The 17,732-nt window shown below is 64.5% G+C and carries 18 protein-coding genes and 1 riboswitch; of the genes, 10 read left to right on the top strand and 8 right to left on the bottom strand.

What is annotated here, in order from left to right; all coding sequences use genetic code 11:
• Nucleotides 1–2 precede the first annotated feature (2 nt).
• Both minD and minC read right to left on the bottom strand, forming a co-directional pair.
• Nucleotides 3–821, bottom strand: coding sequence for a septum site-determining protein MinD (minD, locus tag AC1DYR_RS16870; protein WP_348046637.1), 819 nt, complete (start codon nucleotides 819–821; stop codon nucleotides 3–5).
• 142 nt (nucleotides 822–963) lie between these two features.
• Nucleotides 964–1,767, bottom strand: a complete 804-nt coding sequence (gene minC / locus AC1DYR_RS16865) for a septum site-determining protein MinC (RefSeq protein WP_477706122.1) — start codon at nucleotides 1,765–1,767, stop codon at nucleotides 964–966.
• A gap of 271 nt (nucleotides 1,768–2,038) precedes the next feature.
• On the opposite strand from minC, the gene AC1DYR_RS16860 reads away from it, so the two are divergent.
• From AC1DYR_RS16860 to AC1DYR_RS16850, 3 genes are all read left to right on the top strand, one after another.
• Entirely contained in the window at nucleotides 2,039–3,199 is a 1,161-nt protein-coding gene (locus AC1DYR_RS16860; protein ID WP_477706121.1) for a metallophosphoesterase, read from the top strand.
• A 661-nt stretch (nucleotides 3,200–3,860) separates the two neighbouring features.
• Nucleotides 3,861–4,283 (top strand): PPC domain-containing DNA-binding protein, encoded by a 423-nt coding sequence (locus tag AC1DYR_RS16855; RefSeq protein ID WP_477706120.1) that lies wholly within the window; start codon nucleotides 3,861–3,863, stop codon nucleotides 4,281–4,283.
• Nucleotides 4,284–4,399: 116 nt separating this feature from the next.
• Nucleotides 4,400–4,726, top strand: a complete 327-nt coding sequence (locus AC1DYR_RS16850) for a hypothetical protein (RefSeq protein ID WP_477706119.1) — start codon at nucleotides 4,400–4,402, stop codon at nucleotides 4,724–4,726.
• Between the two features lie 103 nt (nucleotides 4,727–4,829).
• Here the strand turns inward: AC1DYR_RS16850 and AC1DYR_RS16845 are convergent, their stop codons facing one another.
• The 4 genes from AC1DYR_RS16845 to AC1DYR_RS16830 all read right to left on the bottom strand — a co-directional run bounded on the left by AC1DYR_RS16845 (nucleotide 4,830) and on the right by AC1DYR_RS16830 (nucleotide 9,183).
• Nucleotides 4,830–5,768: a TIGR03915 family putative DNA repair protein gene (locus tag AC1DYR_RS16845; protein ID WP_477706118.1), complete on the bottom strand. Its 939-nt coding sequence runs from the start codon at nucleotides 5,766–5,768 to the stop codon at nucleotides 4,830–4,832.
• Between the two features lie 304 nt (nucleotides 5,769–6,072).
• A complete protein-coding gene (locus AC1DYR_RS16840; protein ID WP_477706117.1) occupies nucleotides 6,073–7,098 on the bottom strand; it encodes a lysylphosphatidylglycerol synthase domain-containing protein in 1,026 nt (341 codons plus the stop codon).
• 7 nt (nucleotides 7,099–7,105) lie between these two features.
• A complete protein-coding gene (clsB, locus tag AC1DYR_RS16835) occupies nucleotides 7,106–8,377 on the bottom strand; it encodes a cardiolipin synthase ClsB (RefSeq protein ID WP_477706116.1) in 1,272 nt (423 codons plus the stop codon).
• A gap of 2 nt (nucleotides 8,378–8,379) precedes the next feature.
• Complete coding sequence (locus tag AC1DYR_RS16830; protein ID WP_477647033.1) at nucleotides 8,380–9,183, bottom strand: endonuclease/exonuclease/phosphatase family protein; 804 nt, start codon at nucleotides 9,181–9,183, stop codon at nucleotides 8,380–8,382.
• Nucleotides 9,184–9,616: 433 nt separating this feature from the next.
• On the opposite strand from AC1DYR_RS16830, the gene AC1DYR_RS16825 reads away from it, so the two are divergent.
• Entirely contained in the window at nucleotides 9,617–9,919 is a 303-nt protein-coding gene (locus AC1DYR_RS16825; protein WP_477706115.1) for a hypothetical protein, read from the top strand.
• An 84-nt stretch (nucleotides 9,920–10,003) separates the two neighbouring features.
• A complete protein-coding gene (locus tag AC1DYR_RS16820) occupies nucleotides 10,004–10,471 on the top strand; it encodes a hypothetical protein (RefSeq protein WP_477706114.1) in 468 nt (155 codons plus the stop codon).
• Nucleotides 10,472–10,568: 97 nt separating this feature from the next.
• Here AC1DYR_RS16820 and AC1DYR_RS16815 read toward each other — a convergent pair whose 3' ends face one another.
• Both AC1DYR_RS16815 and AC1DYR_RS16810 read right to left on the bottom strand, forming a co-directional pair.
• Nucleotides 10,569–11,639 carry a flavodoxin family protein gene (locus AC1DYR_RS16815; protein WP_477706113.1) on the bottom strand — a complete coding sequence of 357 codons (1,071 nt, stop codon included), beginning with the start codon at nucleotides 11,637–11,639 and terminating at the stop codon, nucleotides 10,569–10,571.
• A 251-nt stretch (nucleotides 11,640–11,890) separates the two neighbouring features.
• Nucleotides 11,891–12,448, bottom strand: a complete 558-nt coding sequence (locus tag AC1DYR_RS16810; RefSeq protein WP_477647021.1) for a Spy/CpxP family protein refolding chaperone — start codon at nucleotides 12,446–12,448, stop codon at nucleotides 11,891–11,893.
• 306 nt (nucleotides 12,449–12,754) lie between these two features.
• A riboswitch (TPP riboswitch) is annotated at nucleotides 12,755–12,878 on the top strand.
• An 89-nt stretch (nucleotides 12,879–12,967) separates the two neighbouring features.
• On the opposite strand from AC1DYR_RS16810, the gene thiC reads away from it, so the two are divergent.
• The 5 genes from thiC to thiE are packed head-to-tail and all read left to right on the top strand — an operon-like array spanning nucleotide 12,968 to nucleotide 17,675.
• Nucleotides 12,968–14,887: a phosphomethylpyrimidine synthase ThiC gene (gene thiC, locus AC1DYR_RS16805; RefSeq protein ID WP_477706112.1), complete on the top strand. Its 1,920-nt coding sequence runs from the start codon at nucleotides 12,968–12,970 to the stop codon at nucleotides 14,885–14,887.
• 23 nt (nucleotides 14,888–14,910) lie between these two features.
• Nucleotides 14,911–15,972 carry a glycine oxidase ThiO gene (gene thiO, locus AC1DYR_RS16800; RefSeq protein WP_477706111.1) on the top strand — a complete coding sequence of 354 codons (1,062 nt, stop codon included), beginning with the start codon at nucleotides 14,911–14,913 and terminating at the stop codon, nucleotides 15,970–15,972.
• A gap of 1 nt (nucleotide 15,973) precedes the next feature.
• Nucleotides 15,974–16,189, top strand: a complete 216-nt coding sequence (gene thiS / locus AC1DYR_RS16795; RefSeq protein ID WP_477706110.1) for a sulfur carrier protein ThiS — start codon at nucleotides 15,974–15,976, stop codon at nucleotides 16,187–16,189.
• Between the two features lie 2 nt (nucleotides 16,190–16,191).
• Nucleotides 16,192–17,019, top strand: coding sequence for a thiazole synthase (locus AC1DYR_RS16790; RefSeq protein WP_477706109.1), 828 nt, complete (start codon nucleotides 16,192–16,194; stop codon nucleotides 17,017–17,019).
• Nucleotides 17,020–17,030: 11 nt separating this feature from the next.
• Complete coding sequence (gene thiE / locus AC1DYR_RS16785; protein ID WP_477706108.1) at nucleotides 17,031–17,675, top strand: thiamine phosphate synthase; 645 nt, start codon at nucleotides 17,031–17,033, stop codon at nucleotides 17,673–17,675.
• Nucleotides 17,676–17,732: the final 57 nt, after the last annotated feature.

Genomic DNA, 17,732 nt, shown 5'->3' with positions numbered 1-17,732 from the left:
TTTTATTTCCCCCCGAACCAGCGCTTGAAGAGGCCGGGTTTTTGCGCGTCGATGAAGCGCATGGGCTTGTCCTTGTCGCCGAGGAAACGGTCGACCACGTCCTTGTAGGCTTCCGACACATCGCTGCCGTTCATGTGCACGGCCGGCACGCCCTGGTTGGAGGCCTGCAGCACGGATTCGGATTCGGGGATCACGCCGATGAGCTTGATGCGCAGGATGTCCTGGATGTCTTCGAGCGACAGCATCTGGCCCTGGTCGACGCGGCCGGGGTTGTAGCGCGTGATGAGCAGGTGTTCCTTGATGGCGTCACCGCCGTCGATGGCGCGTTTGGTCTTGCTTGAAAGCATGCCAAGGATGCGGTCGGAGTCGCGCACCGAAGAGACCTCGGGGTTGGTGACGATGAGCGCTTCATCGGCAAAGTGCATGGCCATGAGCGCGCCGGTTTCAATGCCGGCGGGGGAGTCGCAGACGATGTACTCGAAGTCCATCTCGCCCAGGTCTTTCAGCACTTTCTCCACGCCGGCTTTTGTCAGCGCGTCCTTGTCGCGCGTTTGCGAGGCGGCCAGCACAAAGAGGTTGTGGCACTGCTTGTCTTTGATGAGCGCCTGGTTGAGCGTGGCTTCACCCTGGATGACATTGATGAGGTCGTACACCACGCGGCGCTCGCAACCCATGATGAGGTCGAGGTTGCGCAGGCCGACGTCGAAGTCGATGACCGCGGTTTTGTGCCCGCGCAAGGCGAGGCCGGTTGCAAAGCTGGCACTGGTGGTGGTTTTGCCCACGCCGCCCTTGCCGGAGGTGACCACAATGATTTTTGCCATCAGATAAAAGTCCTTTTGAAAGCGATAGATATTTCAGCCGGGGCCGCGGAACCGGCTTTGCCGGGCCGCAGGCGCAGCGCCCCCGAGGGGGGCAGCGCATTACACGGAGCCGAAGGCGAAGTGAAAAGCGTGGGGGCCATGTCTATGCGGCCAGCACATTCATGACGAGCCTGTCGCCTTCCTGGCCTTCTTCTGGGGGGACCAGCCGCACCTGCGTGGGCTGGCCTGCCAGGCCTTCGGGCAACGGGTGCTCTGCGGTGCGGTACACGCCGGCAATCGAAATCAGCTCGGCTTCCAGTGCCAGCGAAAAAATGCGTGCCTCGGTGTTGCCGCGCGCGCCGGCCATGGCCTTGCCGCGCAGTGGTGCATACACGTGGATGTGGCCGTCGGCAATGACTTCTGCGCCGGCGTTGACCATGGCCAGCACCACCAGGTCGCGGCCGCGTGCATACACCTGCTGGCCCGAGCGCAGGGGTTTGTCGACTACCAGGGCGCCCAGCGGGGCGGCGGCGGCGGGCGCGGCCACCACCACGGGCGGTGCCGGCTGTTGCTGCTGCGCCGGTACTGCCGCAGCGGGGCGGTCAGGCAGCAGGTGGGCGTCGGGCACGGGCAGCAGCCCGGCCTGCAGGGCGGCCGCCATTTGCGCAGGGTTGCCGCCTTTCACGGAAAGCGGTACCAGCTGGTAGCTGCCCAGCAGGGTGATGAGGGCGGGGAAGTCGATGTCGCCCACCGCGCGGCCGCTGCGCACGGCGGCGGACTGCAGGGGCGAGAGGTCGATCATCAGCGCGTCCTGGTCGAAAAAGTCGGGAATGTCGCCAAAGCGGGCCTGCAGCTCTTGCGCCAGGGCAACGAGGTCGGTGGACTTGAGCAGCAAGGCCACCAGGGGCAGGTTGGCGCTTTTGATTTCGAAGGTGGCGGGGGTGGTGGCCTGTATGGCAACAGTCATGGGCTAAGGACAACGGGCGACCGGTGCGGAAAATGAGGGCGAAGAAAGATGGCCGAGGGTAGCGTGCGAAGGGGCTGATTCGCGCGCACGCTTTGTCGCACTTGTGAGCGTATGAAACGCTGGCCCGTGGCTTGTGGCTCGCTGGTGGCGGTGTTAGCGCGGCGCGGCAGCCCCGTTTTAAAGCGGCTCCCGGCATTGAATGCGCGCGGCCCGTACCCATGTGCAGGGCTCGTTACCCTGGCATTCTTCCCGTCATTACCCTGGACATTTCATGAACTTCCTGCCGCTGGCGCTTGTAACCGCGCTGCTCCATGTTTACATTGGCGCACGCCTTCTACCCGGGCTGGGGGCGTATCCCGCAGGGCAATGGTTGTTTGCCGCGGTGCTTTTGGTGTCAGCCTTCGTCATGCCGCTGGGGCTGATGGCCGGCCGTGTGGCCAAACAGCCGTTGGCCGATGTGCTGACCTGGGCGGGCCTGCTTTTCATGGGCCTGTTTTCGTCGCTGCTGGTGTTGACGGTGGCGCGTGACGTGGCACTGCTGGTGCTGTGGCTGGCCGATGCAGTGGCGCCCGGCCGGCTGCCGCTGGCGTGGCTGCGCACGGTGTCGGCCGAGGCGGTGCCGCTGCTGGGCGGGCTGATCACCGTGCTGGGTTTTTTGAATGCGCGCCGCACCGCTGCCGTGGTGAAGGTGGACGTGCCCATCAAGGGCCTGCCCGCCGCGCTGCAGGGGTTTACCGTGGCACAGATCAGCGACATCCATGTGGGGCCGACCATCAAGCAGGCGTATTTGCGCCGCATTGTCGACAAGGTCAATGCACTGGACGCCGATGTGGTGGCCATTACCGGCGACCTGGTGGACGGCAAGGTGAGCGAGCTGGCCTCGCACGTCGCGCCGCTGGCGGAGCTGCAGTCGCGCCATGGCACGTATTTTGTGACGGGCAACCACGAGTACTACTCGGGCGCGCATGCGTGGATTGACGAGCTGCGCCGCCTGGGCCTGACGGTGCTGCTGAACCAGCACGTGGTGATTCGCCCGCCGCTTCTTGCTGCGGGCCAGGACGCCACGCCGCTGGTGCTGGCGGGGGTGACGGACTACAGCGGCGGGCATTTTGACCCAGCCCATCGCAGCGACCCGGAGGCGGCTCTGCGTGGTGCGCCGGTGGAAGCGGTGCGCGTATTGCTGGCGCACCAGCCGCGCAGTGCGGCGGCCGCGGCCAAGGCGGGGTTTGACCTGCAGTTGTCGGGCCATACGCATGGCGGGCAGTTTTATCCGTGGAATTTGTTTGTGCGGTTTCAGCAGCCGTTTACGGCGGGCTTGCACAAGCTGCAGAACCTGTGGGTTTATACGAGCCGCGGGACGGGGTACTGGGGGCCGCCCAAACGGTTTGGGGCGCCTTCGGAGATTACTTTTTTGAGGTTGGTGGTGGGGTGAGGTTGTGTTGATTTTTAAGGCGTGCTCTTTGCTGGGTGTTGCTGGCCGGGGGTAGCCCGGCGGCTACTCACTTTTCTTTTGCTTCGCCAAAAGAAAAGTAAGCAAAAGAAAAGGCGACCCTGCTGTCTGCGTCCCTTCGCTGCGCTACGGGCAACCTGCGGTGCTCGGTTCAGGCGGGGTCTCGCTCGAACTCGCTACGTTGCACTTCGCTCAGACAATCGCGATCCCTGATCCGCCTGAACCTGCGCTCCTCGGCGCAGACAGAAGGGCTAATCGGGAGCGGGGACTGAAGACAAATACCAACTCCAATACCAATACCAATACCGACAAGGACACGCCATGGCGTGTCCTTGTTTCTTCTGGTGTTTGGTATTCCTCTCCCACCCCCTTGTGGATGCGCCGAGGAGCGCAGGGCCAGACGGATCAGGGCAAAAACTTGTTTGAGCGAAGCGAGTTGTTTTTGACCCCGGCTGGACCGAGCACCACAGGTTGCCCGCAGCGAAGCGCAGGGACGCAGGAACCAGGGTCGCCTTTCTTTTGCTTACTTTTCTTTGGCGAAGCAAAGAAAAGTGAGTTGCATGCCGGGCAACCCCCGGCCAGCAGCACTAAGACGAGCGCGCACCGCTTGAACAACAACAGCAACATCGTCTACCCTCCACCCATGCCCCAAACCCTAACCCTCCGCCTGAACCCAGGCGACGACCTGCGAACAGCCCTGGACGCAGCATTTGCCCAGCTGCAGGCCGAGCAGAACACCCGCGCGGCCTGCATCATCTCTGCGGTGGGAAGCCTGTCTCGCGCCGTGCTGCGCTACGCGGCCGAGCCGCAGGGAACGGTGCTGGTGGAGCCGCTGGAGTTGATCACGTTGTCGGGCACGTTGAGCGCTGACGGTGCGCACCTGCATGCCAGTGTGGCCAATGCGCGGGGAGAGATGTGTGGCGGCCATGTGATGCCGGGTTGCATTGTGCGGACGACCGCTGAAATTGTGCTGGTGTCGCTGCAGGGCTGGGTGTATGCGCGTGAGCATGACGCGCGGACCGGCTTCAAGGAACTGGTGGCGAAGCCGGCAACGCCCTGGTCTTGAAAGCAGGGCCGCGCCTGTAGGCCCGCCCTGACAGTTGCCTGGCGTGATGGCCAATGGCGGGCATGAAAGACAGGCGTAGAGTGGTGTTAATGCACCACCTTCAAGGAGGCATGTTCATGTTGAAACAACCACCCTTTTCCACCCTGCCAGGCGCTGTATTTGCACTGACCTTGGCGGTCTTTGCCGGGCCGCAGGCGGTAGCGCAGACATCGCAAACCACACAGCCGGCTGCGGCACCCGATGCCACGACGCCGACGGTGCCCCTGAGGAATCCGCTGAACCGCAACCCGGCACGCCGTGCGTCTGAACCTGAAGCGCCTCCCCCGGCGCCGGATCCGCGTGACTCGACCACCCGCCCGGTGATGCCGCCTGGCAGCGACAGCCGCGACACGGTATTGCCCCAGCCAGATGAGCCAACGCGGCCGCCTCTTGCCAAGCCCTGAGGTGAAGTTGCTTTCTGTTTATAGCCTGTGAGCGGTATGGTGTGGCATCAAGGATGAATGCCAAATGCCGCCAAAGCCGACCAGGGACGGGCGCGAGCAGCTATTAAATTGATAGTGACTGGCCGTTGGCGGCCTTGGGCGTGCGTGCCTTGCGGGCGCCGGCCTGGCCTCGGCTTTTTCGGTAGTAACGCTGCGGCGAATCTTTCTGCATCATCCGGCGGCGCAGGCGCGCGGGGTGAAAGACCTGTTCGTATTGCGTGAGCCAGCGCTGTTCGCTGGCGTCGGGTGAAGGGGCGGTCTGCCTGTCGGCGGCGGGGCCAAAGCGCAGTGAGGCCGGGGCGTCGACCGGCTTTTGGCCCGGTCGTACTTCTTCCTGGGGCAACACCGGCGCAGCGTGCCGGCCGTGGCCGGAAGCCTGCGGGCCCAGGTAGTCGGACTCGACGCTGCATTGGGGCGTGAGGATGGCCCAGCGCATGTGGGCGAAGCGGCGGGCAAACAGCGGCGCCACGGCTTCAACGATGTGGTGTTCCGGCTCGAACCAGGCCACATGCAGCGGGCCGCCTTGCGGGCGGGTTTTGAAGGTGTCGTCCTGCACCGAGTGAAAGCGCAGCTGGGCTTTCATTTTCTGCATGTCGTGGCGCACCTCTTCGGCCATTTGCCGGGCCAGCGCCATGTCGGTGTCGAGCTGGTTGTGCCGCAGTTCGGGCTCATGCACCAGGCGCCACAGCAGGCGGTAGAGCAGGCTGAAGCGCTGCGGGTTGTTGTGCAGGATGACGGCCTGGCACAGGGTGAGAAATTCGGGTGGGACGGCGACGGTGGGTGCGTCGCTGAGTGCGGGGCTCTGCGCCGTGCCGGCGGGCGGCACGCCTTCAACGGGCGTGGTGCTGCAATGCCAGATGACTTGCCCGGGCAGGATGTTCTGTGCCAGCAGGCCGCGTGCGGCACGGCGAAAGCCCTCGAGGTCCGTCTGCCCCTGCAGCGTGACAGGCAGCATGGCTTGTGGAAAGAGGTCGTTCGTCAGCAGGTCATTCATCACGCCCATGGACACATCCTTTCTTCTTTCTTCACGGTTCAGACCCTATGGTGCGGCGATGGGTTCCGCCGCGGGTGTAGGTAAAAGAGCCGACTTCCTGGGTGCGGGCGGCGCATTGCCAGGACAGAAAGCCGGAATTCACTGTATTAATATACAGTGTTTTGGTGATTCAGGTGTGAAAGCGGGGTGAAAATCCCCAGCCCTTTGTAGCTTTGTCGCCTAAATCAGCTTGAAACCAGGCCAAAAGGGCCTGCTTGACGGCAACAGCGCCAAACCTGCCAAGGTGTGGTTTTTGACCCGTGTGGGTCGGCTGTCAGCGCTTTTTGTGGGCCCGCCGCAGCTTTTTGGCGTGGGTTTCCATGGCGAGATACGCCACAACGGCCACCGTCAGCGGCACCAGGTAATAGATCACGCGGTAAGCCACCAGCGCGGCCAGCAGTTCGTACTGCGGCATCTCGTGCGACAGCAGGGCGACGAACACGGCCTCCAGCACGCCGAGGCCGGCCGGCACGTGGGTGATCACGCCGGCGATGGCCGCCAGCAGCAGCACGCTGACGACGGCGGAAAACTCGATGCGGTGCTGCAGCAGGATGAAAATAATGCCGGACATGATGAGCCAGTTGCTGGCGCCCATCAGCAGCTGCAGGCCGGCCAGCCGCACAGAGGGCAACACCACCTCATGGCCGCGCAGCCGCAGCATGCGCCGGCGGGAAAACGCGCAAATGCCGAGGTAGCCCGCGACAACGGCCAGCAGCACCGCACCGATCAGGCGCAGGGAGTTGGTAGTGACGGGCCAGTCCGGGGGCAGGGTGGGCGGCTGCAAGGCAAACACTGCGCCGGCGAGCAGCAGGTAACCCATCCAGTTGGTCAGCATGCTCAGCGACATGATGCGGGTGATGGCGCCGTTGCCCAGGCCCAGGCGTGAATAGAGGCGGTAGCGAAAGGCCACGCCGCCCACGAGGGAGCCGAGGTTGAGGTTGAAGGCGTAGCTCACGAAGGTCACCGCCATCACGGTGGGGGCGCGCAACGGGTGGCGGGTGTAGTGGCGGCCCAGCAGGTCGAAGGTGCTGTAAAGCGTGAAGCTGGCCACGGCTAAAAGCACGGCGCCCCAGGCGGCGGTGAGGGGGTAGTCTTCCAGCGCGGTGAGGACCTGGGACCATTCAATCTTGCGGGCCTGCGAGAACAGCAGGCTGGCGATGAGCAGAAAGAACGCGGCGGTGGCGCCGTGCCTGAGCCATGGCCACCAGGCCTTTTTTTTCGGCGCGGCGGGCTGGGCCTTGCCGTGCCGCCCGGGCGGGCGGGGAGGATGGGGCGTGGGCAAGGTGCGGCTTTCGGCCATCACGCGCTCAAATGGGTTTGGCCTGGCGCGGCGGCTCGCGTTCTTCTGGCGCAGCTGCTTGGGCGGGCGTGATGCGCGGCGCGTGCGCCGGCAGCCAGCCGGCCCAGGCGGGGTAGCGGCGCAGCAGGTGAAAGACGAAGTAGCTGCGCACGCTGCGCCACCAGGTGGGCTTCACCAGGTCCTGGCGGCCTATCTCTTTGCAGCTGTGCTGCATCAGCTGGTCCAGCCGCGTGCCCAGGTCGTTGTTGAAGGTGCGGTCGCGGATCATGACGTTGGCCTCGAGGTTGAGCGCCAGGCTCAGCGGGTCCAGGTTGCTGGAGCCCACGGTGGCCCATTCGTCGTCGATCACGGCCACCTTGCCGTGCAAGGGGCGGTCGCAGTATTCGTAAATGCGCACACCCGCGTCCAGCAGGTGGTGGTAGAGCATGCTGGCGGCGGTCTTCACGATCGCCATGTCGGGCTCGCCCTGCAGGATGAGGTGCACGTCCACACCGCGCCGCGCGGCGTGGCGCATTTCCCTGAGCAGCCGGTAACCGGGAAAGAAATACGCGTTGGCGATCACGACACGCTGGCGCGCCGTGCGGATGGCGGCGCGGTAGTGGCGCTCGATGTCGTTGGTGTGTTTGCGGTTGTCGCGCGTGACAAAAAGCGCCGCGGCGTCGCCCGCCGGCGCGGGCACGTCGTCCCTGCGCCAGGTGCCGGCCACGGAACGGGCGCGTTCGGAAAACCGTTCACGCAAGCCGGTGGACGGCTCGGCGCCGGCATTGCGCTGGCCCGCCGCCAGGGCCCTGCGCACAAAGCTGTGGATGTCGGCGACAAGGGGGCCTTCGATCTCGACGGCATAGTCCTGCTTGGCTTGCGGGCCGAAGTCGGCCAGGTGGTCCGCCGAATAGTTGATACCGCCGACGAAAGCACGTTCGCCGTCGACGACCACAATCTTTCGGTGCATGCGGCGAAACAGGTTGGTGCGCCAGCCCCACAGCCTGGGCCCCGGGTCGAACACATGCACACGTACGCCGGCCCGCGTCAGGGTGGAAATGAATTCAGGTGACAGGTCCGGCGAGCCGTAGCCGTCAATCGTCAGGTCGATCTGCACGCCGCGCCGCGCCGCCTGGTGCAGGGCTGCGTGCAACTCTTCACCGACCTTGTCTTCAAACAGGATGAAGGTTTCCACCACCACCTCGCGTTTGGCCGCGGCAATGCACTCAAAGACGCGCGGGAAAAACTCCTCGCCGTTTTCAAGCAGCTGAAACTGGTTGCCGCTTACCCAACGACTCATGTTCAGAGCTCGATTTCTGCCGCGAGAGGCGCGTGATCTGACAAATGCGACCAGGGCCGCAGCGGCAGCACCACCGGCGCATGGCCGATGGCGTTGCGCACATAGATGCGGTCCAGCCGCAGCAGGGGCAGGCGTGCGGGAAAGGTGCGCGCCGCCTTGCCGTTGGCTTGCACAAACACCTCATGCAGCTCGGCGCCTTTTTCGAGCCGGGCATGGGCGCGGTGCCGCCAGTCGTTGAAGTCCCCGGCCACCACGACGGGCGCGTGCGGCGGAATGTTGTTGCGCACCAGTTCGCACAGCATGTCCATTTGCTGCTCGCGGTGCGCTTCCATGAGGCCCAGGTGCACGCAGACGGCGTGCACGTTCACGCTGCGGCCGGGTATCTGCAGTTCGCAGTGCAGCAGCCCGCGGCGCTCAGGCCCGCTGATGGAGACGTCGAGGTTTTCAAAACGCACGATGGGGAACTTGGACAGCACGGCATTGCCATGGTGCCCGTTGGTGTAGACCGCGTTGCGGCCGTAGGCGAACTGCGGCCAGATGGTGTCGGCCAGGAATTCGTAGTGCGGGGTTTCCGGGTAGTTGTCGAACTTGTCCTGGTGCTTGACGTGGTTGCCCGTCACTTCCTGCAAAAACACCACGTCCGCCCCGACGCCGCGAACCGCCTCGCGCAGCTCGGGCAGGATGAATTTGCGGTTGAAAAAGGTAAAGCCCTTGTGGATGTTGACCGTGAGCACCTTGAACGAGAACGACGAGTCGGCGCTGACTGCTGCAAGCGCCGTCTGCGTGTCGGCCTCGACGGCTTCCATATCGATCGGCGTGACGGCTTCGGGAGAGCGGGTGGGCACGGCGACAGACAGGGCATCCGGCCCGCGGCGCGAAGCTGAGGAAGGCGATGGCGAAGGGGATTCGGGTGTGGAAGTCGGCATAGGAAAGATAAGCGAGTAGGCCCAGACAGGCAGGCGGAAAGGGCGCAGGACAGGCCTTGGCACCCATTGTTATTCTGCGCCCGGGGTGTGACTGTAGGACAGTAACTTATTTGCGGCGGGGCGCTGCGCACGCAAGCCTTGGGACGTGCCTTTGGCCACAGCCCGCGGGCGCAGTGTCCTACATGGCGCGGGGGGCCTCTCCGATAAGGCAGGCGGGCCCGGCCCGCTAGATTGAATTCAACGTTAGCCCCGATGAAGTGGCAGGCGTGTTTTTTCAACCCAGCCTACGAGCTCAACCCAAGGAATTACTCCCATGTTCAAAACCCCCTCTTCCATGAAGACCCTCTCGCTTGCAGCTGCCATCTCGGCCGCACTGATGTTTGGCGCAGCTGCACACGCGCAGACCGATCCTGCGGGCAAACCAGGCGACAGCTCGGGCTCGGTCTCCACCGGTGCAACCGCCAAGACGCCTGAGCAGCGTGACGCCGCCAAATCCGAAAAACAGGCAGCGAAATCCGACAAGAAGCAGGTCAAGGCCGCCAAACGCGCTGCACGCAAGAGCAAGGCCGCCACTGCAGGCGCTGCCCCCACGGATTCGGGCGGTACCAGCAAGTAAGGCCAGGCGCTCCCTGGCGCCATGACAGTTTCGGGGTGAAGGTGCGCTGACGCGTTGCCGCCACCCTTTTTGAAGGAGTTTGATATGTCCAAGTACTTTATGCGTTCCATTCCTGCGGCCGCTGCGTTGACCGCAGCCACGTTGTTCGGCTCAGCTGGTGCCTTTGCACAGGGCCTTGGTGTGGGTGTCGGCACCGGTGTAGGGGTCGGCGTCTCGGCCGGCCAGAACACCCATATCGACGCCGGTGTTCGCGCGAATGCCATGGCGGGCGCCACCACGGACTCCGGCGCGCCCTCGGGATCTTCCAGCGGCAGGCTCGGTGCCGGCGCCAATGTCTCGGGCTCAGCCCAGGGTGATACCTCCGCTGGCAGCAGGGCCGCGGCCGCGGTGGACAACACCGCCCGCAGCACCGGACGGGCTGTAGCCCGCACCGGTAATGCCGTGAAGAGCGGCGCCAGGCGCACCTATAACAAGCTGGATAACGCTGCGGGCAGTGCCCGTGTCCAGGGCAGTGTTCAGGGTGATGCGGCCGTCGGTGGCACTTCGAAGTAAAGGCAGGCAAGGTGCGCGTGTAATTGCCGCAAGGTAGTTGCACCCCCCACAAAGCCGGGCACAGGTTTCTACCTGCCCGGCTTTTTCACGCCTGCATTTATTTGGGCCGGGGTTTGCGCAATCCTTTATCGGGCTGGGACAGCCTGCCGGCCCGGAGTTCCGTGACGGCGGTGGCAACCGCGCTGGCCACGTTGCGCACTTCTTCCACGAGGGCCTTGTCCGCATCCAGCGTGTCGTGGCTGGTGGCATAGGGTTCGTAGTAGCCGATGTAGCGGTCCAGCCGGGCCTGGCTGCCGGCATCGATCAGGCCCATCCAGTCGAGCCAGTCGCACAGGCTGCGGCGTGCGCCTTCAATTCCGGCCACGTCGCCGTGCACCACGACGCCATACGCACGGCCGGCCAGGTGCTTGGGATAGTCCCAGCCTTTCATCTCCAGCGCCTTGGCTTCCTCGGGCTTTTTGCCGTGGGTGGTGGTGGGGTCGGGGTTGCCGCCGTCGGCGCACACCAGGCGGTCGATCATGAGCTTGAGCGGGCTGGGTGATTGGTACCAGTAGACGGGCGTGAGGATGATGACGGCATGCGCGGCCGTCCAGCGTTCGTAGATCTCGGCCATCCAGTCGCTGGTTTGCCCCAATGAATGGTTGGGGTAGCAGCTGCAGGGCCAGTGGCACAGCGGCATGGCGGTAGAGACACAGCCTTTGCAGGGGTGGATGTTGAGGTTGTAGCTGGAGGTGAGCAGGCTGAGGTCCAGCACGTCGGGATGCATGCCTGCCTCCTGGAGCGAGGTCTTCGCGGTATTGAGCAGGCGCCAGGTCTTGGAGATTTCACCGGGGCAGGTGCCGTCGTTGCGGGCGGAGCCGCACACCAGCAGCACGCGGGAGGGCGTGGCCGGGTCTTTCCAGGCCGCCTGCGCTTTGGCCAGGCGTTCGCGGGTTTCCAGCCATTCGACGGACAGGTCGTAGTCGGGGTCGGAGAACTCCTCGCCGGCCTTGCGCGTGTGGGGCGCCTTGCGGCCTTCCTGGTAGGCGTCCCAGGCTACGCTTTCGATCCGGGCCAGGGCTTCGTCTTCCTGCCGGAAGGCCGGGTCGACAAAAGATTGCATGAAGCGTTCGTGGAACGCGTCGCGTGAGAGGGTGGCCGGTGCCTGGCCTTTGCGTACCGTGGTCATCTGCCGAGTCTAGTGACGCTGCATGGCCTGAACGGGCGGTTTCGATGCCGTCCTACGCTGGCTTTCGGTACCGTCCGGCGCGTGGAAATTTTGATGAAATTGGCGGTTGAGGCATAGATGACGGGCGCAAGCAGCTATCAAATTAGTAGCGAATGCGCGGTGCGGATTGGCCATAAAAAAGCCCGCACGCAGCCGTTGGGGCTGCTGTGCGGGCCTGACGCCGCTTCAGTTCAGCGTGCCGCCGTCAGGGCTCAACCCTTTTGCGGGGCGGGGCCACCCTGGCCGCGAGGACCGCCATGGCGCATGCCGTGCTTTTTGTGCTCGGCGTCAAAGGTTTTTTGCTGCTCGGGTGTGAGCGCCGCATAGAAGGTCTTGGTGGCTTCGCCGCGCTTGTCCATCGCCGTGTTCATCTCGGCCATGCGCTGGGTGCGCATTTCCTTCATCTTGTCGATGCGCTGGGGCGTGGTCAGCTTGTCGAACTCGGCGCGTTGCTCCGGCGTGGGGCGTGCACCGTGTGCGGGCGGTTGCATGGAAGCCGTGTAGCTGGTCCACGCGCCTTCCTGGGCGGGCGTGATCTTGAGCTTGGCCTTGAGCTCGGCCTGGTGCTTGGCGATCATGGCCTGCATCTTGGCGGGGTCGCGGTGGCCCATGCGGCCTTCGTGGGGGCCGGCAGGCTTGCCTGCGGCGGGCGGCGATCCGGCGGGTGGTGCGGGAGGCGTTTGTGCCATGGCACCGGCGCCGACGGTTGCCAGCAGGCCGGCCAGTACGAGGCTGTTGAGGGAAGCAGGGCGGTTGAATGCGAATTTCATGAGGAACTTCCTTTCAGGAGAAGATGCCTGAGTTCCATCGAGTCGTGACATACGGCTTTTGGCTTCAGGTTGAAAGCAAGTGTGCGGGCCGTCTGTTTCCCCGCCGTTGCCGAAAGGTAAAGTTTCACCCCTATCGGCACTCACTTCGTGTAGTGCCTTTTCCCCTTCCAGGGGACGGCGCCTGCGGCCTGGCGAAGCCAGTTCCGCGGCCCCCGCTTGAAGGGGAGAGGAGTTGGAGAGGGCGACGAAATTGCAGCGAATTGACCGGGGTCATTTGCCATGGCCGTTTGGCTTGCCTACAATGGCCTCAGCTTGTCGGGGTGCCAAGGATGTTTCTGTGAGGAAGCTTTCGAGGCTGAGATCGCAGTATGCGAGACCCGCTGAACCTGATCGGGATTATCCCCGCGTAGGGAACAACGCAATTGGCTCCGGAACTCCGCAGCGGCACACCAGGTGCCACCGATGGACCCCCGGCTCCCCAGCAGGCACCCCACCTCTGGAATTCAGGAGAACAAAGCCATGGCCAAAACCCGTCTCACCGTTGACACCCAAGACCTCACCAGTCGCATCACGCGCGCGCCTTTTCCGGGCTCCGCAAAAATCTATATTGAAGGCTCGCGCCCCGACATCCGCGTGCCTTTTCGCGAAGTTACGCTGACAGACACACTGGTGCACGAAGGCGCCGGTGAGCCGCGCCGCGAAGCCAACCCGCCGCTGCGTTTGTATGACGCCTCGGGTGTCTACACCGACCCGGCTTCGCCCATCGACATAACGCGCGGCCTGCCGCCGCTTCGGGGCGCGTGGATCAACGAGCGCCAGGACACCGAAGCCCTGCCCGGCATCAGCAGCGCCTATGGCCGCGAACGCCTGAACGACCCGGCCCTGGCCGCGCTGCGCATGGCGCATGCGCCCGTGCCGCGCCGCGCCAAGGCGGGCGCCAATGTGTCGCAGATGCATTACGCGCGCAAAGGCATCATCACCCCCGAGATGGAATACATCGCGGTGCGCGAAAACCTGGTGCGCGCGCAACTGGCCGAGCGCCTGGCCACTGAGCGCATGCCGAAAAAAGGGCATTCCTTCAACGCCGCGATCCCGGAGCAGATCACCGCCGAATTTGTTCGCGACGAAGTGGCGCGCGGCCGTGCCGTGATTCCGAACAACATCAACCACCCCGAGAGCGAGCCGATGATCATCGGCCGCAACTTCCTGATCAAGGTCAATGCCAACATCGGCAACTCGGCCGTTACGTCGAGCATTGAGGAAGAAGTCGACAAGCTGGTCTGGTCGATTCGCTGGGGTGCAGATACCGTGATGGACTTGTCGACCGGCGAGAACATCCATGAAACGCGCGAGTGGATTTTGCGCAATTCGCCGGTGCCCATCGGCACGGTGCCGATTTACCAGGCGCTGGAAAAAGTCAACGGCAAGGCCGAAGACCTGACCTGGGAAATCTTCCGCGACACGTTGATCGAGCAGGCCGAGCAGGGGGTTGATTACTTCACCATCCACGCTGGTGTGCGCCTGGCCTATGTGCCGCTCACCGCCAATCGCCTGACGGGCATCGTCTCGCGTGGCGGCTCCATCATGGCCAAGTGGTGTTTGTCGCATCACAAGGAAAGCTTTTTGTACGAACGCTTTGACGAGATCTGCGAGATCATGAAGGCGTATGACGTGTGCTTCTCGCTGGGGGACGGCCTGCGCCCCGGCTCGATTGCCGATGCGAACGACGAAGCGCAGTTTGCCGAGCTGCACACGCTGGGCGAGCTCACGCAGATCGCCTGGAAGCACGACGTGCAGGTGATGATCGAAGGCCCCGGCCATGTGCCGTTGCAGCTGGTGAAAGAAAACGTCGACAAGCAGCTCGAAGCCTGCTTTGAAGCGCCTTTCTACACGCTGGGCCCGCTGATCACCGACATTTCGCCAGGCTACGACCACATCTCTTCTGCCATGGGCGCAGCCAACATCGGCTGGTACGGCACGGCCATGCTCTGCTACGTGACGCCAAAAGAACACCTGGGCCTGCCGAACCGCGACGACGTGAAGCAGGGCCTGATCGCCTACAAGATCGCCGCGCATGCGGGCGACCTGGCCAAGGGCTACCCGGGCGCGCAGATGTGGGACAACGCGGTGTCCAAAGCGCGCTTCGAGTTCCGCTGGGAAGACCAGTTCCGCCTGGCGATCGACCCTGACACGGCGATGGCGTATCACGACGAAACGCTGCCCAAAGAGAATGCCAAGGTGGCGCATTTCTGCTCGATGTGCGGGCCCAAGTTCTGCTCGATGAAAATCTCGCAGGAGGTGCGCGAGTTTGCGCGGCTCAACCCGGCCACCACCACGCTGGCGTCGGCCGCCACGACAATTCCCATCAAGCAGATCGCCACCGGCTTTGAGGAAAAGGCCAAGGAGTTCCGCGAAGGCGGGAGCGAGATTTATTCCTGAGTTGTTTCGGAGCTATCCCTGACATGAGCACTTTGCACATCGGTATTGCGGGCGCAGGCCTGGCCGGCCGCACGCTGGCCTGGCGCCTGCTGCGTGCCGGCTGCCGTGTCAGCCTGTTCGATGCGCGGACGCGTGATGACCTGGCCACAGCCTCGATGACGGCGGCGGCGATGCTGTCGCCGCTGGCGGAACTGGCGGTGGCGGACGAGGCCGTGTTTGCCCTGGGCCAGCGCTCCATGCAGCTGTGGCCGCAGTGGATTGCCGAACTGGAGGCTGAAGGCGTGCCGGTGTATTTCCGGCGCGAAGGTACGTTGGTGGTGGCCCATGCGCCCGATCAGAGTTCGCTGGAACATTTCACCCGCCTGCTGATGCACAAGCTGCCTGATGCGTCACGCGCGCAGGTGCAGGCGCTTGACGCCGCTGCGCTGGGCCGTGCCGAGCCGGCGTTTGCCGGGCGCTTTGGCGGTGGCTTGTTGCTGGAGGGCGAAGGCCAGCTGGCCAATGACCAGTGGATGGCCGCGCTGGCGGTGGAGATCGACAGGCTGGGCGGCACCTGGCTCGAAGGCCAGGCAGTCAACGCTGTGGAAGAGGGGCGCATCGTCTGCGCCGGACAAACTCATCGTGTGGATATTGCGGTGGACGCACGCGGTGTGGGTGCGAAGGAAAGCTGGCCGCAGCTGCGCGGCGTGCGCGGCGAGGTGCTCACCGTCGAATGCGCCGGCGTGATGTTGCAGCGTCCGGTGCGCCTGATGCATCCGCGCTACCAGCTGTATGTGGCGCCGCGGCCCGGCCACCGTTTTGTGGTGGGCGCGACCGAGCTGGAGTCGGAAGACAGCGGGCCGGTGACCTTGCGATCCACACTCGAACTGGCCAGCGCGCTGCACAGCCTGCACCCGGCTTTTGGCGAGGCCCGGGTGCTGCGCCTGGCGGCTGCGCTGCGGCCTGCGCTGGACGACCACCGGCCGGCGATTGCGCTGCGCAACGGTGTCTGGCATATCAATGGCCTGTACCGTCATGGTTATCTGTGTGCGCCCGCGCTGGTGGATGGGCTTGTCCATAAACTCCTGGGTACGGAGAATGAATGACATGACGACGACAACATTGCAGATCTCTTTGAATGGCGAGCGCATGGAAACCGATGCGTCAACCCTGCAGGCTTTGCTACAGGCGCGGGGCTACGACTTCAAGAGCGCCTTTGCCTGCGCCATCAACAACGGTTTTGTGCCGCGGCCCCAGTGGCCGGAGCGCGCATTGCAAAACGGCGACCGCATCGATGTCGTCACTCCTATTACCGGAGGCTGAACATGAGCGATAGAGCCAGCTCCGCAGTTTCAACCATCGCCCACGGCCAGCCCCTGACGGTCGGTGGCAAGACTTTGTCCAGCCGCTTCTTCCTTGGCACTTCGCATTACCCTTCGCCGCAGGTGATGAGCGATGCGGTGCGTGCCAGCGGGTGCGAAGTGCTGACGGTCGGCCTGCGCCGGCTGCAGCCCGAGAGCGGCGGGGGCAACAGTTTCTGGCAGCGCATCCAGGCGCTGGGCTGCCACATCCTGCCCAATACGGCGGGTTGCCACAGTGCTGAAGAAGCGATCACGCTGGCGCAGATGGCGCGCGAGATTTTTGGCACGACCTGGATCAAGCTGGAAGTGATCGGCGACGACTACACCTTGCAGCCCGACACGCACGCCACCCTGCACGCCGCGACGGTGCTGGCCAAAGACGGATTTGCCGTGTTTGCCTACACGACGGATGACCTGGTGATTGCCCAGCGCCTGCGCGATGCGGGCTGCGCTGCCGTGATGCCCTGGGCCGCGCCCATCGGCACGGGCCGCGGGCCGCTGAACCCTTATGCGCTGGAGACCATGCGCCGCCGCCTGCCCGATGCGGTGCTGGTGGTCGATGCCGGCATCGGCCGGCCTTCGCATGCCGCGGCGGTGATGGAACTCGGTTTTGATGCCGTGCTGCTGAACACCGCGGTGGCGCAGGCCGGTGACCCGGTGCGCATGGCGCGCGCTTTTGCCGACGGCGTGGCCGCCGGCCGCGCCGCTTATGAGTCAACCCCCATGCCGGAGCGGGCTGCCGCGCAGGCTTCCACGCCGACGGTTGGCGTACCCTTCTGGCACGCACCCTGACTGGACTTCCGATGAAAACACCCGCCTTTGCCCCATTGACCGGCCCGATTGGTTTTTACCCCGTGGTGCCCGACGCAGCCTGGGTCAAACGCCTGCTGGGCTGGGGCGTGCGCACTGTCCAGCTGCGCATCAAGGCGGCGGGCCACACGCCAGCGGAGATTTCCGCCGAAGTGCAGGCGGCGATTGCCGCCGGGCGCGGCGTCAAGGGTGCGCAGGTTTTCATCAACGACCATTGGAAGCTGGCGCTGGATTTCGGCGCCTATGGGGTGCACCTGGGCCAGGAAGACCTGGACACGGCCAACCTGGATGCGCTGCGCACCGGCGGCGTGCGACTGGGCCTGAGCACCCACACGCCAGCCGAACTGGCGCGCGCGCATGCGGTGCAGCCGTCTTACCTGGCGATCGGCCCGGTCTACCCAACGACGCTCAAGGTCATGCCTTACGAGCCGGTGGGGCTGGAACGCCTGCGCGATTGGGCCCTGCGCGCTGCGCCCTATCCGGTGGTGGCGATAGGCGGCATCTCGCTGGACCGCATCGCCGGGGTGATGGCGTGCGGCGTCAGCGGCGTGGCCGTGGTGAGTGCCGTGACGCTGGCTGCCGACCCGCAGGAAGCCGCACTGCACGGCCTGCGTCTGGCGGCACCGAACCGGGCCTAGATCGGGTTCATGGATAAAAAAGGCCCGCTCAGGCAATCTGAACGGGCGCGAGCAGCT

This window comes from Polaromonas sp. P1_F9 (assembly GCF_056405615.1).
The sequence above is the reverse complement of the archived record's forward strand: the minus strand, read 5'-3'. Positions and strand labels throughout refer to the sequence as shown.

What these genes read in the sequence shown, in the direction of transcription:
- minD (WP_348046637.1), bottom strand. Translation starts at nt 821, where the DNA reads ATGGCAAAAATCATTGTGGTCACCTCCGGCAAGGGCGGCGTGGGCAAA.
- minC (WP_477706122.1), bottom strand. Translation starts at nt 1,767, where the DNA reads ATGACTGTTGCCATACAGGCCACCACCCCCGCCACCTTCGAAATCAAA.
- AC1DYR_RS16860 (WP_477706121.1), top strand. Translation starts at nt 2,039, where the DNA reads ATGAACTTCCTGCCGCTGGCGCTTGTAACCGCGCTGCTCCATGTTTAC.
- AC1DYR_RS16855 (WP_477706120.1), top strand. Translation starts at nt 3,861, where the DNA reads ATGCCCCAAACCCTAACCCTCCGCCTGAACCCAGGCGACGACCTGCGA.
- AC1DYR_RS16850 (WP_477706119.1), top strand. Translation starts at nt 4,400, where the DNA reads ATGTTGAAACAACCACCCTTTTCCACCCTGCCAGGCGCTGTATTTGCA.
- AC1DYR_RS16845 (WP_477706118.1), bottom strand. Translation starts at nt 5,768, where the DNA reads ATGGGCGTGATGAATGACCTGCTGACGAACGACCTCTTTCCACAAGCC.
- AC1DYR_RS16840 (WP_477706117.1), bottom strand. Translation starts at nt 7,098, where the DNA reads ATGGCCGAAAGCCGCACCTTGCCCACGCCCCATCCTCCCCGCCCGCCC.
- clsB (WP_477706116.1), bottom strand. Translation starts at nt 8,377, where the DNA reads ATGAGTCGTTGGGTAAGCGGCAACCAGTTTCAGCTGCTTGAAAACGGC.
- AC1DYR_RS16830 (WP_477647033.1), bottom strand. Translation starts at nt 9,183, where the DNA reads ATGGAAGCCGTCGAGGCCGACACGCAGACGGCGCTTGCAGCAGTCAGC.
- AC1DYR_RS16825 (WP_477706115.1), top strand. Translation starts at nt 9,617, where the DNA reads ATGTTCAAAACCCCCTCTTCCATGAAGACCCTCTCGCTTGCAGCTGCC.
- AC1DYR_RS16820 (WP_477706114.1), top strand. Translation starts at nt 10,004, where the DNA reads ATGTCCAAGTACTTTATGCGTTCCATTCCTGCGGCCGCTGCGTTGACC.
- AC1DYR_RS16815 (WP_477706113.1), bottom strand. Translation starts at nt 11,639, where the DNA reads ATGACCACGGTACGCAAAGGCCAGGCACCGGCCACCCTCTCACGCGAC.
- AC1DYR_RS16810 (WP_477647021.1), bottom strand. Translation starts at nt 12,448, where the DNA reads ATGAAATTCGCATTCAACCGCCCTGCTTCCCTCAACAGCCTCGTACTG.
- thiC (WP_477706112.1), top strand. Translation starts at nt 12,968, where the DNA reads ATGGCCAAAACCCGTCTCACCGTTGACACCCAAGACCTCACCAGTCGC.
- thiO (WP_477706111.1), top strand. Translation starts at nt 14,911, where the DNA reads ATGAGCACTTTGCACATCGGTATTGCGGGCGCAGGCCTGGCCGGCCGC.
- thiS (WP_477706110.1), top strand. Translation starts at nt 15,974, where the DNA reads ATGACGACGACAACATTGCAGATCTCTTTGAATGGCGAGCGCATGGAA.
- AC1DYR_RS16790 (WP_477706109.1), top strand. Translation starts at nt 16,192, where the DNA reads ATGAGCGATAGAGCCAGCTCCGCAGTTTCAACCATCGCCCACGGCCAG.
- thiE (WP_477706108.1), top strand. Translation starts at nt 17,031, where the DNA reads ATGAAAACACCCGCCTTTGCCCCATTGACCGGCCCGATTGGTTTTTAC.